This window comes from Vibrio sp. Makdt, from assembly GCF_027587015.1.
Taxonomy (GTDB): Bacteria; Pseudomonadota; Gammaproteobacteria; order Enterobacterales; family Vibrionaceae; genus Vibrio; species Vibrio chagasii_B.
The window spans coordinates 32,814-45,804 of record NZ_JAPPTH010000025.1 but is presented as its reverse complement, the minus strand read 5'-3'; the positions used below and the strand labels follow the sequence as shown (position 1 = coordinate 45,804).

Below are 12,991 nucleotides of genomic sequence, written 5' to 3'. Positions count from 1 at the left end.
ATGACCCAAACCGTATCTTACACCTCGTTGTCTGAACTTCTCAGCCAGAACAGAGCCCCTGAATCTATTGTCTGCTTTGACGACAATAGTGAAATTACGTGGCAAACCTTTAACGACGACTTATCTCAACTCGTGCACCTTTTATCTTCATCCCCTTTTCAACGAGTTGCGATTTGTACCCAAGATAGCTACCTATTTTCGATAGCATTTTTAGCGTGTGCAGCAGCGAACAAACACATCATCTTACCGGGTAACTACCAACCTTGTGCACTTGCTGAGTTAAGTGAACAGTTTGATTGCCTGCTAGTTGATGACTCGATTGGCGAAGTTGAGGTGAGTGACGTTCGCAATATCCAAACCTTATTGGACTCAAGCACCGAACTACAAAAGCCTCTAATCGGTGCTCTTACGACCATTGATTTGGCAACAGTCCCATTAACTCTGTTTACTTCAGGTTCCAGCGGTACGCCAAAAGCGATAGATAAAACGTTAGAACACCTAGATATTGAGACCGCTCAGTTAAACAAAAACTGGGGCGAATTACTCAAGAATAACCGAGTCCAAAGTACGGTCTCGCACCAACATATCTATGGTTTACTGTTTAGAATTTTATGGCCACTCTGCTCTGGTATTCCGTTTGCTCGCAACAACCTCGAGTACCCTGAACAAATTCTGTCTCATGCCAATAAAAACTGTGTTCTGATCAGCAGCCCTGCACTACTGAAGCGATTAAAGCATGAGACCAACAAGGTACAACTTGCAGGAATCTTCTCTTCGGGTGGCCCATTGCCTACCGAGTCGGCTCACCAGTCACGAGATCTACTAGGACATTTACCTATCGAGGTATTTGGCAGCACAGAGACCGGTGGCATCGCCTTTCGCCAACAAGAGAGCGCTCAAACCCCTTGGCAGCTTTTTGACTGTATTGAGGCTAGTCTCAACAGTGAGAATTGCATTAAGTTATTGTCGCCGTATATCGATAAGAACAACTGGTATCAAACCGCTGATGAGTGCGAGATGGTCTCGGAGAATCAATTCATATTGAAGGGCCGAACCGACCGAGTGATCAAGATAGAAGAAAAACGAGTATCACTGGTTGAAGTGGAGAAACGACTGGAGCAACTGCCTTGGATAAGTGAGTGCGTGGTGATTCCATTTGAGGAGCCTGAGCGATTAATCTTAGCCTCTGTTTTGGTATTATCAGATGAAGGCCAAGCCGCTCTATCGACCACGAGCAAAGGTAAATTCTGGTTGATGCTGCGTACAGAGCTCAGAAAGTGGTTAGAGCCAATCGCTATCCCACGAAAGTATCGTATTGTTGATGAGATTCCTCTCAACAGCCAAGGCAAACGATTAACATCTCACATAGAACAGCTAATAAAATCATAGAAACCGCTGATCGTATTTTACACTGAGATTATCTTTTTATATTTTTGTCAAAGAACCAATATTTGCCCAAGGATTCTAAGCACGCCCTATGGATAAAAGAAAACCAAACATCATTGCTGTAGACACGGTAGAAAATGAATCGACCCTAACACTTCATGTTAGCGGAGATATCACCGATTTTAAGGGACACTTCAAGAGCTTCCCTATTCTACCGGGCGTCACGCAAATTGATTGGGCACTTCACTACGCAGTCCAAGAGTTAGGCGTTCCTGGTTTCTTTAAAGGCATGGAAGTCATTAAGTTCCAAGAGCCTATCCTGCCTGACGCTACAATCCAGCTATCACTCAAATGGGATGCTGACAAAGACAAGCTGAGCTTTAGTTACACCTCGAACAACGGTGAACAGACCCACTCTTCAGGCAAAATGAAGTTGGGAGAAAAAAGTGAATAGCGCTCCCGTCGAGGCTAATTCTCAACACCTAACGGAAGAAAGCAGCTACAAGGCTTGCTTCCTTATCCCGTGCTTTAACCATGGCGCAACCATGCCTACTGTGGTCTCGTCGCTCCATCACTTTGAGTTGCCGATCATCATCGTCGACGATGGCAGTGAACTGACCACAAAACAGTTTCTGGCTCCTCTTGCAGAGCACTCACACGTAACCTTGGTGACACTTGAGCAGAACCAAGGCAAAGGCGGTGCAGTAAAGGCCGGTATCAAAAAAGCACACGAACTCGGCTTTAGCCACGCCATTCAAATTGATGCTGACGGACAACACGACCTTGAAGCCTTACCAACATTAATTGAGGCCTCACAAGCTAAGCCACAACGTCTGATATCAGGCCAGCCTGTCTACGACGAGAGTGTGCCCAAGGCGAGACTGTACGGGCGCTACGCGACACACATTTGGGTATGGATAGAAACCCTTTCTTTATCAATTAAAGACAGCATGTGCGGCTTTAGAGCGTACCCTATCAACCAAACACAAGCGGTACTTAGCAAATACGATGTTGGCTCTAGAATGGACTTCGATATCGAAATTCTAGTTCGCCTGTATTGGGAAGGCTGCGACATAGACTTCGTTGAAACTCGAGTCATCTATCCTGAAAACGGCATCTCTCATTTCGATGCATTGTGGGATAACATCAAAATCAGTTGGATGCATACACGCCTGTTCTTCGGCATGTTGCCAAGAGCACCAAAGCTGATTGCTCGCCATTTCAAATCTGACTCTACTGAAAGTAACCTAGGTTCAACAGCGGTTTCAGAACTGAAAACTTCAGAGCAACCGCACTGGTCTCGCACCCAGGAACGCGGCACCGTGTTAGGTATCAAACTGTTATTAGCCATTTATACCTTGTTAGGTCGCGGTGTGTTCAACCTCATTCTGCGTGCCGTCATGCGTTACTACCACTTAACGGGCAAGCGCGCGCGAAACGCTTCTGAGCAATACTTGTTTCAGTTGAAGGCCTATGCGGAACAGCAAAATATTGAGTTGCCCGGCGAACTAACCAGCTACAACCATCTGCTTTCGTTTGGGCATACCATGCTCGACAAACTCGCGGCATGGAAAGGTGATTTCTCAGTAGAGAACCTCACCATCTATGGCCAAGACCAATTCGAAAACATGGTGGCAAATAAGCAAGGTGTGCTGATTTTAGGCTCACACCTAGGCAACATTGAATTATGTCGCGCTTTAGGTCGCAGACACTCAAACATCAAAATCAATGCGCTGGTTTTTACAGAACACGCAGAGCGTTTTAATTCAGTAATGAAAGCGGTTAATCCGCAGTCAGATCTAAACCTAATTCAAGTGACTTCCATGGGGCCTGATACGGCTATCCTTTTACAGCAGAAGTTAGAACAAGGTGAGTGGATCGTGATTGTCGGGGATAGAACTTCCACCAGCAAAGAGAGCCGCTCGGTATGGGCAGAGTTCTTGGGTAAGGAAGCGCCGTTCCCTCAAGGGCCATTTATGTTAGCCTCTGTACTCAAAGCACCCGTATTTTTGCTATTTGGGTTACGTGACGATTCGCAAGTAAAGCCGCACTTTAATGTCTATTTCGAGCATTTTAGCGACAGAATCGAGCTACCCAGAAAAACACGCGAACAATCTTTAAAGCAAGTCGTTCAACAATACGCAGACCGACTTCAGCACTACACACTGAAAGCACCGCTTCAGTGGTATAACTTTTTTAATTTTTGGACATTGAGCAAGCACCATGACGAAAAAGAATCCAAATAGCATCACCTTTGGTGCCGAACGCCTCACAATTGAGGATGTTGTCGCTATCTCACAGGGCGCAAAAGCCTCGATGAACACCAGTGACGAGTTCACTTCAAAAATCGACCGCGGTGTGGCATTCCTAGAGCGCCTACTTAAAGAAGAAGGTGTGATTTACGGCGTAACAACAGGTTACGGTGACTCTTGTACGGTTGCGATTCCGCCAAGCCTTGTCGATGAACTACCTCTTCACCTAACACGCTTCCACGGTTGTGGCTTGGGTGACATACTGTCTCACGAGCAAGCACGTGCGGTACTTGCAACTCGTCTTTGTTCGCTATCACAAGGCGTATCTGGTGTGACTCATGATCTGCTTAACCAGATCGTTACCCTAATCAACCAAGATATCTCACCACGTATTCCTCAAGAAGGGTCGGTGGGTGCCAGTGGCGATTTAACACCTCTGTCTTACTTAGCAGCCGCGTTGATTGGTGAGCGTGATGTCATCTACAAAGGTGAAGTGCGCCCAACCAGTGACGTCTACAAAGAGCTAGGCATTAGCCCTATCAAGCTTAAGCCAAAAGAAGGCTTGGCATTGATGAATGGCACATCTGTAATGACAGCATTAGCGTGCATCGCTTATAAGCGTGCAGAATACCTAGCTCAGCTATCAACTAAGATCACGGCTATGGTATCGGTCGGTATGCACGGCAATGACTTCCACTTCGATGAAGCGCTGTTTGCTGTGAAACCTCATCCAGGCCAACAACAGGTTGCGGCATGGCTTCGTGATGATCTGCAAGCAGATCGCCCGCCACGTAACAGTGACCGCCTACAAGATCGTTACTCTCTGCGCTGTGCACCCCATGTTATCGGTGTAGTTCAGGACTCTCTACCTTGGCTTCGCCAGATGATCGAGAACGAGTTAAACAGTGCCAACGACAACCCAATTATCGATGGTGATAACGAACGCGTACTGCACGGTGGACACTTCTATGGTGGTCATATCGCAATGGCAATGGATACACTAAAAACTGCCGTAGCCAACCTTGCTGACCTGCTTGATCGCCAAATGGCCCAGCTGATGGATTACAAGTTCAACAACGGTCTGCCATTCAATCTAACGGGTGCTGAAGGCGAACGTAAGCCAATCAACCACGGCTTCAAAGCAGTACAAATCGGCGTGTCAGCTTGGACAGCAGAAGCATTGAAACACACCATGCCTGCAAGTGTGTTCTCTCGCTCAACTGAGTGTCACAACCAAGACAAAGTAAGCATGGGCACCATTGCTGCTCGTGACTGTTTACGTGTTCTAGAGCTAACCGAACAAGTCGCGGCAGCGTCACTTCTGGCTGGTACGCAAGCGCTTGAACTACGTAAACGCCACAATGAACTTGATGAGCACCACATGAGTGAGAATCTCAAGCACATTCGCGACGAAGTACTGAAAGAGTTTGAGTTTATAGTCGAGGACCGCCCGCTTGAAGGCGATCTACGCCACTTTATTGCTCGTATTCAAAATCAGCATTGGTCACTTTACTAAAAGAACTTTACTCATAGAGTAGTTAACTTCATAAAGTAGCTAAGTTCATATAGTAACCACCCCTTTACGCAATATTGTTGAGAGCGATTTATGTCTGAAATCCTTCATCCATTACAATCTGAGGTGACACTTGTCACCTCATTCCAAGATGCTGACCCAATGGGCGTGATCTATCACGGCAACTACTTCCGATTTTTTGAAGAAGTAAGACGCATCATGATGGATAAGATTGAGTACAACTACCATGAGATGAAGGATTCAGGTTACATGTGGCCTATCATCGATACCCGCGTAAAATACATTAAAGCGATACCGTTTAATCACAAGATTAAGGTCACGGCGAAGCTCACCGAGTGGGAAAACCGCCTGCGCGTCGACTATGAGATTCATGATGCCCTAACCGGTGCTCGCATGACTCGAGCACACACTATGCAGGTTGCGGTAACCATTGAAGAGCAAGAAATGTGCTTTGCTTCACCGAAAGTGTTTACTGAAAAAGTAGAACACTGGCACCAGTTTGGTTGCTTACCTCTCACAGCTGAACAGCAACCTCAGGCCTCTAGCACACAGCAGGTGAATCATGAATCTGTTTAAACGCAGCCGCAAACACATCAATATTGTGCTACTTGGGCTTACAGCGATAATAACGAGTGGCCTTGTAACCGCTGAAGAGAGCACTGCTGCTGTCGGTTCTATCTCAGAGCTGCAGACGGTACTCAGCGAAAATAGCATTGTTCGTGGCGAGTTTACTCAAACGCGCAATATGGAGATGTTCGCCCAGCCTCTGACGTCGCAAGGTACATTCCTATTAGACAAATCAAACGGCTTACTCTGGACACAAACCACACCGTTTCCGGTGAACTTAGTGCTCACCGACAACAAGTTGAGCCAAAGGTTTGCCGACCAGCCCGCAAAGATCATCACTGATAAAGAAAACCCAATGGCGTTTTATTTCAGCCATATTTTCCTATCTGTGTTCCACGGTGATACACAAAAACTTCAAGACCAATTCTCACTGTCATTCCAGCCTGCAACCGTGCAAAGCTCAGATGAAAATACAGGCTCTTGGACACTGACTCTTAAGCCCAAAAGCGCGCCAATGAATGCAGTATTTGAGGCCATCACGCTGCAAGGCAACGGTGATATTGAGCGTATCGAGTTAAAAGAGATTCGTGGAGATAGCACGGTGATCGAATTTAGCCAGCTAAGCCACCAACCGGAAGTATTGTCAGATGCCGAAGCGCAACAATTTCAACTCTAAGCTCGCCCTTGTCTGGCTAGTAATTGCGGCGCTTTTTAGCGGACTGTTGATTAAACAGTTCGCTTTTTCTTCTTCAGTGCCGATCGAAAGCAACATCATGAAATTGCTGCCTGAAAATCAGCAAGATCCTATGGTTGAACAAGCTTTCCAGCAGATTTCCAACTCGATGAGTGAGCAAGTGGTATTTATCTTGAGTGGATCAGACATCAAGAACACCATCGCGGCAACCAAAGCCTTTGAAAAAGCACTCAATCACGACTCATTTTCAGGTGGTTCAGTACTCTTCAAGCATGTACAAGGTAAAATCAACTCAAGTACGCAAAGCCAATGGAGTGACTTCTACTTCCGTCATCGAGCTCAGCTACTGACAGAGCAACAGAAAGAAACACTAACACACGCACCAGAATCACGTGCTCAATATGTGATTCAATCTTTGTACAACCCTTTTTCAGGCGTAACAGCGACTGAGCTAAACTTAGACCCATTCCTGTTATTTCGTGACTATATAAGCGAGGTTGGCACTCGTTCGAGTAACTTTGGGCTTAAAGATGGCTATCTCACCGCTCAATCTCAAGAGCAATCACATATTCTCGTTACGGCAACGCTGGCGGGCTCTCCTTATAGCCTGACGATTCAAGAGCAGCTGCCTGCGCTAGATACTTTAGAGCGAGAAATCGAGAAGCAGTTTGACGTCAAAGTTCAGCACACTGGTGTGGTTTTCTACGCAAATTACGGCACCCAAAGTGCGAAGTCTGAAATCAGCACCATTGGCTTAGGCTCCTTGGCTGGCGTGATTCTGCTGGTGTGGTTAACCTTTCGTAGCGCACTACCACTTGCCTTGTCTTTGCTCTCAATTAGTACCGGATTATTAGTCGCATTGGCGAGCACCGTCGCTATTTTTGGTAAGGTCCACCTATTCAGCTTGGTATTTGGCGCGAGCTTGATTGGCGTATCCATCGATTACTCATTTCATTACCTCACTGACCGTTTGGCAGCAGGAAGTCAGTGGCAAAGCGATAAAGGCTTAAAATACATCTTCATTGCGATCACCCTAGGCTTAATCACTAGCTTAATCGGATACCTTGGGCTGCTGGTTGCGCCTTTCCCTGGTCTACAGCAACTTGCGCTATTCTCATCTATCGGGCTTATCGCGGCTTACGCCAGCGTGGTGTGCTGGTACCCTGTATTGGCCTCTAAACCAAGCCAAGAGCGAGCGCTTCCTTTAGCCGGCCTTTGGCAGACATGGTTAAACTTGTGGAGCAACCCCAGATTTAGAATCGGCTTGCCATTGATAGTGACCGTCTTAAGTTTGGCGTCAATCACCCAGGTCCGCTACGACGACGATATCAGGCAACTTCAAGCAATGCCTGACGAGCTAAAACAACAAGAGCAGGCCATATCAGAAATATCTGGCCTAGGCAGTGCTCAGAACATGCTGTTAGTTACTGCCGAAAGCAACCAAGCGCTGCTCAATAAGTTAGCATTGATCAGTTCTAATCTTGATAACGTAGTCGCTCAGCAAGCTATCTCAGGCTATCGCAGCGTCAATCAACACCTACCAAGTGAACAAGAACAACACCAAAACTATCAGCTAGTTAAGCAACTTTATGATAGTCAAAACACCACATTGCAAAGTACGCTTGGCTGGCCGAGCTTCCCAGAGCTTCCTAAATACAGTCCGATCACGCTCGATGAGTTTCTATTGTCGCCTGTATCAGAGCCGATTCGTCCGCTTTGGTTACAACCAATCAATAACCAAGCAGCGTCGGTTATCATGATCAAAGACGTCATTAACACTGAGCTGTTCTCACAGTGGTTGGAGTCAGACTTCGCTCAGCAACAAGGTGTGAAATACCTCAATAAAGCAGATGAAATCTCATCTCTTTTTGCTGAGTACCGCGTCAAAATTACCGAGCTGTTATTGATTGCCTTCGCTGCTATTGGCATGGTGCTAGGTTGGCGATATGGCGTGAAACAAAGCCTATTAATGCTTCTACCATCTCTTATTGCAGGTGTAGCGGGGTTAGCGGTGACTGGCGTTTTAGGCTCAACATTGAACCTATTTAATCTGCTTGGTTTGATTCTGATTTTAGGGATCGGTATCGACTATACCCTGTTCTTTGCGGAGCAGAAGAAGTCGCTAAGCACCCTATTAGCGATCACTTTGTCTGGCCTCACGACACTGCTGTCATTCGGCTTACTGTCACTGAGTCAGACTCATGCCATTCATAGCTTCGGGATTACCGTGTTAACCGGAATTTTTGTGGCGTGGCTGCTTTCCCCACTCGCGATCAACAATGAGCAAGCCACAGAAAAGAACAAACCTCGTGAGGCATTTAGATGAACAAGACAATCAAGATAGTGATCGCCATCGTGCTAGGGTTACTACTCAACGCCTGTTCAATGGTTTCTCAGCAACCGACAGGTGCAAGTGTCGCAATCGATCCAGAGACAGAATTAGCCTTACCCCTTCCTGCGGATCTTGGATACTCATTGACGGCAAGTCAGTTGATCAGCGCGACTTGGCAAGAGGATACCCAGCAGTTACCGGTTCAAGTTGAAGTCACGCCTGATAAGGTCGTTTTAGCGGGCTTCTCTTCTTGGGGTACGCGTATCCTATCGCTGCAGTATCAAAACCAAGCCATTGAAACACAAGTGCTATCTGGCCTCGGAGCTACCCTACCGCAGCCCGAACAGGTACTGTTTAATTTAATGCTCACCTTGTGGCCTGCAGAAGCATGGGCCCAACCGCTACAAGGTATAGGATGGCATTTGGTCGATACAGATAACAGCCGCACTGTGTTTAATGACAAGAAGCAGGCAATCATCCGAATTGATTACCAAGCGCAACCGAATACACACAAAACAGCAGGCAACATTGTTTTTAAACATTTGACCCAAGGCTACACCATTACGATACAAACGTTGAATTCAACGATTATCGATAACCCAAGTAAGAGCTAAACACTATGCCTATTTATATCCAAGACTGTGGTTTCCACTCAGCGCTAGGCTCAAGTATTACTGACATTCATGGCTGCCTAAAAGGCGAACGTGAACCAAACATGATTGAAGTGAGTGATATGCTGAACGATGGTAAACATACTGTCGTTGGTCAAATCGCGGGTGAACTGCCACCTATTCCTTCAGATCTTGCGCAATACGCCACTCGCAACAATCAACTGGCGCTGTCGGCTCTAAATCAAATTGAAGACTCTATTGAGAAAGCAAAGTCACAATTTGGCGCAGATAGAATTGCTGTGGTAATTGGCACCAGTACTTCGGGTATCTCAGACGGTGAAGCGGCATTTAAACAGAAACTGGCAAATGGTGCATTTCCAGAAGATTACCATTACTCAAAACAAGAGCTTGGTGACACTTCTGAGTTCGTTAGCCAATATTGCGCGTTAACGGGACCAAACTATGTCATCTCTACGGCTTGCTCATCCAGTGGTCGCGTATTTCTGACTGCGCAACGTTTGCTAGATTCAGGCATGGCTGATGCTGTGTTAGTCGGTGGTGTTGATACCTTATGTAAGCTGACACTCAATGGGTTTCATGGTCTTGAAGCTCTTTCAACCACACATTGTAAGCCATTTAGTGCAACCCGAGATGGTATTAACATCGGCGAAGCCGCGGCATTTATGTTGCTCAGCAGAACAAAACTAGCCGGTGTTAATGCAGCGCAAGACACGTCAAACATTGCCTTATTAGGCTGTGGTGATAGCTCTGATGCACACCATATTTCAGCGCCCCACCCTGAAGGCAATGGCGCCGAGCAAGCCATGAAAAAAGCGTTAGATTCTGCACAGTTACAAGCAGAGGACATCGGTTATATCAATGCCCATGGCACAGCAACGCCACTCAACGATTCAATGGAAAGCAAAGCCATCCATCGTATTTTTGCAAACAAGGTTCCCGTAAGTTCTACCAAGCCGCTTACCGGGCATACTCTAGGCGCAGCAAGTGCGATTGAGGCGGCGATTGCATGGCATATTTTAAAATATGACTTACCGCTTCCCTTACAAAAATGTCAGGATAAAGCTGAAGATATTGAGATTGATTTGGTAAACTGTACCCAGAAACTTAAAGTAAAGAACATCTTAAGCAACTCGTTTGCTTTTGGTGGTAACAACATTAGCCTGATTTTTGGTGTAGTAAATGACTGATATCCCTTCTGTAGACCAACTTCTCCCTCACGATGATCCGATGATATTAATCGATCGTGCTATCAGCGTAGAGGCGTTGTCGATCCACTGTCAGGTCGATATCGGTGACCATAACCTGTTCTTTAATGCCGAATCTCAAACAGTACCAGCTTATGTTGGCATCGAGTTTATGGCGCAGTCTGTAGCGGCATGGTCTGGATACCATGCGCTGAAAAACGGCACCACTCCCCCTATCGGTTTCCTGCTTGGTTCTCGTCGCTATAAGTCACTGTGTGATGAGTTTACTCAAGGTCAGACCCTTGATATCTATGCCGAACAGCTTATGGAAGACAGTGGTATGGCCGTATTTACCGCAAGAGTCGAAGACCAAGGCGAGTTGGTAGCTCAATGCCAACTCAATGTTTACGTGCCGACCGAACAAAAATTACAAGAAATGAAAACTAGGAGCCCATCATGACCCGTCAGGTTTTAGTCACTGGTGCCAGCAAAGGCATTGGTAAAGCGATCGCTATTCAACTCGCGAAAGACGGATTTGAAATCGCCGTTCATTACATGGGTGACAAGCAAGGTGCTGAAGAGACTCTACAATCGATCACCGAGCAAGGTGGCGCTGGACGTCTTATCCAATTTGATATCAGCAACCGCAGCGAATGTCGTGAAAAGCTAGAGTCAGATATTGCTGAACATGGCGCTTACTACGGTGTGGTAAACAACGCAGGCATTACTCGCGACACTGCATTCCCTGCGATGACAGAAGAAGAGTGGGATGGCGTGATCCACACCAACCTAGACAGCTTCTACAACGTACTTCACCCTTGTGTTATGCCTATGGTTCAAAAGCGTAAAGGTGGCCGTATCGTCACTCTAGCGTCTGTATCAGGCATTATGGGTAACCGTGGGCAAACTAACTATGCAGCGGCAAAAGCGGGGGTGATTGGCGCAACTAAGTCTCTTGCTCTAGAGCTCGCAAAACGCAAGATCACGGTAAACTGTGTCGCTCCTGGCTTAATTGACACAGGTATGGTTGACGAGCACGTGAAAGATCATGCGCTTCCTCAAGTACCACTGCGCCGAATGGGTGAGCCGGAAGAGGTGGCAGGTCTAGTGAGCTACCTAATGTCTGATATTGCAGGCTACGTAACTCGCCAAGTGATTTCAGTAAATGGAGGCTTAGTATGACCCGCCGCGTTGTTGTAACTGGAATGTCTGGTGTCACTGCTTTTGGTAACGACTGGCAACAGATAGAGCCAAAGCTAAAAGCCTGTGAAAATGCGACTCAATATATGCCAAGCTTCGAGCAATATGACGGTCTCAACACTAAGCTTGCAGCGCCTATTGATGACTTCCAACTGCCGAAACACTACAAGCGTAAGCAAGTGCGTGGCATGGGCCGTGTATCACGCCTAGCAACGGTTGCTACTGAGAATGCATTAGAGCAAGCCGGCTTAATTGGTCACGATGTATTGACCAATGGTGAGACTGGTATCGCTTACGGCTCTTCAACCGGCAGTACTGATGCGGTTGGTGCGTTTGGTGTGATGCTCAATGAGAAGTCGACACGAGCAATCACAGCAACCACTTACGTTCAAATGATGCCGCACACAGCCGCGGTAAACGTAGGTCTATTCTTTGGTCTACGTGGTCGCGTGATTCCCACCAGCAGCGCATGTACTTCAGGAAGCCAAGCCATTGGCTACGCCTATGAAGCGATCAAGCATGGTTACCAAACCGTGATGGTTGCCGGTGGTGGTGAAGAACTATGCCCAACTGAGTCTGCCGTTTTCGATACCCTTTTCGCTACCAGTTTAAAAAACGACACACCCAAGAAATCCCCTAGCCCATACGACAGCGAGCGTGATGGCTTGGTTATCGGCGAAGGCGCTGGAACCCTGATCCTTGAAGAATACGAACATGCGGTTGCTCGCGGCGCAAAAATCTATGCCGAAATCATTGGTTTCGCTAGCAACTGCGATGCTGCTCATGTCACTCAACCTCAAATGGAAACCATGCAAATCTGTATGGAAAAAGCATTGAGAGACGCACAACTTCCAGCAGAGAAGATTGGTTACGTTTCTGCTCATGGCACTGCGACTGAAAAAGGCGACATTGCAGAGAGTAATGCAACAGCGAATATCTTTGGTGAAGTGCCAATTAGCTCTCTTAAGAGTTACTTTGGGCATACGCTTGGCGCATGTGGTGCAATTGAAGCTTGGTTAAGCCTAGAGATGATGCACAGCGGTTGGTTCAGCCCAACCCTAAACCTAGAGAATGTCGATGAACAGTGCGGCAAGCTCGATTACATCACGGGCTCAGGTCGCGAATTGGATGTTGAATATCTGATGAGCAACAACTTTGCCTTTGGCGGCATCAACACTTCAATCATCTTCAAGAAAATCTAGGATACGTA

Annotated in this window: 12 protein-coding genes; all 12 read left to right on the top strand. The window is 46.8% G+C overall.

All coding sequences use genetic code 11. From position 1 onward, the window contains the following. The 12 genes from OH460_RS22535 (at position 1) to OH460_RS22480 (ending at position 12,983) form a co-directional block, all read left to right on the top strand. A complete protein-coding gene (locus OH460_RS22535) occupies positions 1-1,389 on the top strand; it encodes an AMP-binding protein (protein ID WP_269999574.1) in 1,389 nt (462 codons plus the stop codon). Positions 1,390-1,477: 88 nt separating this feature from the next. Beyond that, positions 1,478-1,840: an ApeI family dehydratase gene (locus OH460_RS22530; RefSeq protein ID WP_061034120.1), complete on the top strand. Its 363-nt coding sequence runs from the start codon at positions 1,478-1,480 to the stop codon at positions 1,838-1,840. Further along, positions 1,833-3,632 carry a glycosyltransferase family 2 protein gene (locus OH460_RS22525; protein ID WP_269999573.1) on the top strand — a complete coding sequence of 600 codons (1,800 nt, stop codon included), beginning with the start codon at positions 1,833-1,835 and terminating at the stop codon, positions 3,630-3,632. The genes OH460_RS22530 and OH460_RS22525 overlap by 8 nt, the downstream gene beginning before the upstream one ends. Beyond that, entirely contained in the window at positions 3,610-5,154 is a 1,545-nt protein-coding gene (locus OH460_RS22520) for an HAL/PAL/TAL family ammonia-lyase (protein WP_008218206.1), read from the top strand. Before OH460_RS22525 ends, OH460_RS22520 begins: the two co-directional genes overlap by 23 nt. A 90-nt stretch (positions 5,155-5,244) precedes the next feature. Next, positions 5,245-5,748: an acyl-CoA thioesterase gene (locus OH460_RS22515; protein WP_269999572.1), complete on the top strand. Its 504-nt coding sequence runs from the start codon at positions 5,245-5,247 to the stop codon at positions 5,746-5,748. Further along, a complete protein-coding gene (locus OH460_RS22510) occupies positions 5,735-6,415 on the top strand; it encodes a LolA family protein (protein ID WP_269999571.1) in 681 nt (226 codons plus the stop codon). The genes OH460_RS22515 and OH460_RS22510 overlap by 14 nt, the downstream gene beginning before the upstream one ends. Further along, positions 6,387-8,759: an MMPL family transporter gene (locus OH460_RS22505; protein ID WP_269999570.1), complete on the top strand. Its 2,373-nt coding sequence runs from the start codon at positions 6,387-6,389 to the stop codon at positions 8,757-8,759. The genes OH460_RS22510 and OH460_RS22505 overlap by 29 nt, the downstream gene beginning before the upstream one ends. Beyond that, positions 8,756-9,379 carry a DUF3261 domain-containing protein gene (locus OH460_RS22500; protein ID WP_269999569.1) on the top strand — a complete coding sequence of 208 codons (624 nt, stop codon included), beginning with the start codon at positions 8,756-8,758 and terminating at the stop codon, positions 9,377-9,379. Before OH460_RS22505 ends, OH460_RS22500 begins: the two co-directional genes overlap by 4 nt. A gap of 5 nt (positions 9,380-9,384) precedes the next feature. Beyond that, a complete protein-coding gene (locus OH460_RS22495) occupies positions 9,385-10,584 on the top strand; it encodes a beta-ketoacyl-[acyl-carrier-protein] synthase family protein (RefSeq protein WP_269999568.1) in 1,200 nt (399 codons plus the stop codon). Beyond that, a complete protein-coding gene (locus OH460_RS22490) occupies positions 10,577-11,041 on the top strand; it encodes a hotdog family protein (RefSeq protein WP_004739763.1) in 465 nt (154 codons plus the stop codon). The genes OH460_RS22495 and OH460_RS22490 overlap by 8 nt, the downstream gene beginning before the upstream one ends. After that, entirely contained in the window at positions 11,038-11,763 is a 726-nt protein-coding gene (locus OH460_RS22485) for a 3-ketoacyl-ACP reductase FabG2 (protein WP_019824153.1), read from the top strand. The genes OH460_RS22490 and OH460_RS22485 overlap by 4 nt, the downstream gene beginning before the upstream one ends. Beyond that, on the top strand, positions 11,760-12,983 hold the full coding sequence (locus tag OH460_RS22480) for a beta-ketoacyl-ACP synthase (protein WP_061034129.1): 1,224 nt from the start codon (positions 11,760-11,762) through the stop codon (positions 12,981-12,983). Before OH460_RS22485 ends, OH460_RS22480 begins: the two co-directional genes overlap by 4 nt. Positions 12,984-12,991: the final 8 nt, after the last annotated feature.

Coding starts and splice junctions, on each gene's coding strand:
- OH460_RS22535 (WP_269999574.1), top strand. CDS start 1: ATGACCCAAACCGTATCTTACACCTCGTTGTCTGAACTTCTCAGCCAG.
- OH460_RS22530 (WP_061034120.1), top strand. CDS start 1,478: ATGGATAAAAGAAAACCAAACATCATTGCTGTAGACACGGTAGAAAAT.
- OH460_RS22520 (WP_008218206.1), top strand. CDS start 3,610: ATGACGAAAAAGAATCCAAATAGCATCACCTTTGGTGCCGAACGCCTC.
- OH460_RS22515 (WP_269999572.1), top strand. CDS start 5,245: ATGTCTGAAATCCTTCATCCATTACAATCTGAGGTGACACTTGTCACC.
- OH460_RS22510 (WP_269999571.1), top strand. CDS start 5,735: ATGAATCTGTTTAAACGCAGCCGCAAACACATCAATATTGTGCTACTT.
- OH460_RS22505 (WP_269999570.1), top strand. CDS start 6,387: ATGCCGAAGCGCAACAATTTCAACTCTAAGCTCGCCCTTGTCTGGCTA.
- OH460_RS22500 (WP_269999569.1), top strand. CDS start 8,756: ATGAACAAGACAATCAAGATAGTGATCGCCATCGTGCTAGGGTTACTA.
- OH460_RS22495 (WP_269999568.1), top strand. CDS start 9,385: ATGCCTATTTATATCCAAGACTGTGGTTTCCACTCAGCGCTAGGCTCA.
- OH460_RS22490 (WP_004739763.1), top strand. CDS start 10,577: ATGACTGATATCCCTTCTGTAGACCAACTTCTCCCTCACGATGATCCG.
- OH460_RS22485 (WP_019824153.1), top strand. CDS start 11,038: ATGACCCGTCAGGTTTTAGTCACTGGTGCCAGCAAAGGCATTGGTAAA.
- OH460_RS22480 (WP_061034129.1), top strand. CDS start 11,760: ATGACCCGCCGCGTTGTTGTAACTGGAATGTCTGGTGTCACTGCTTTT.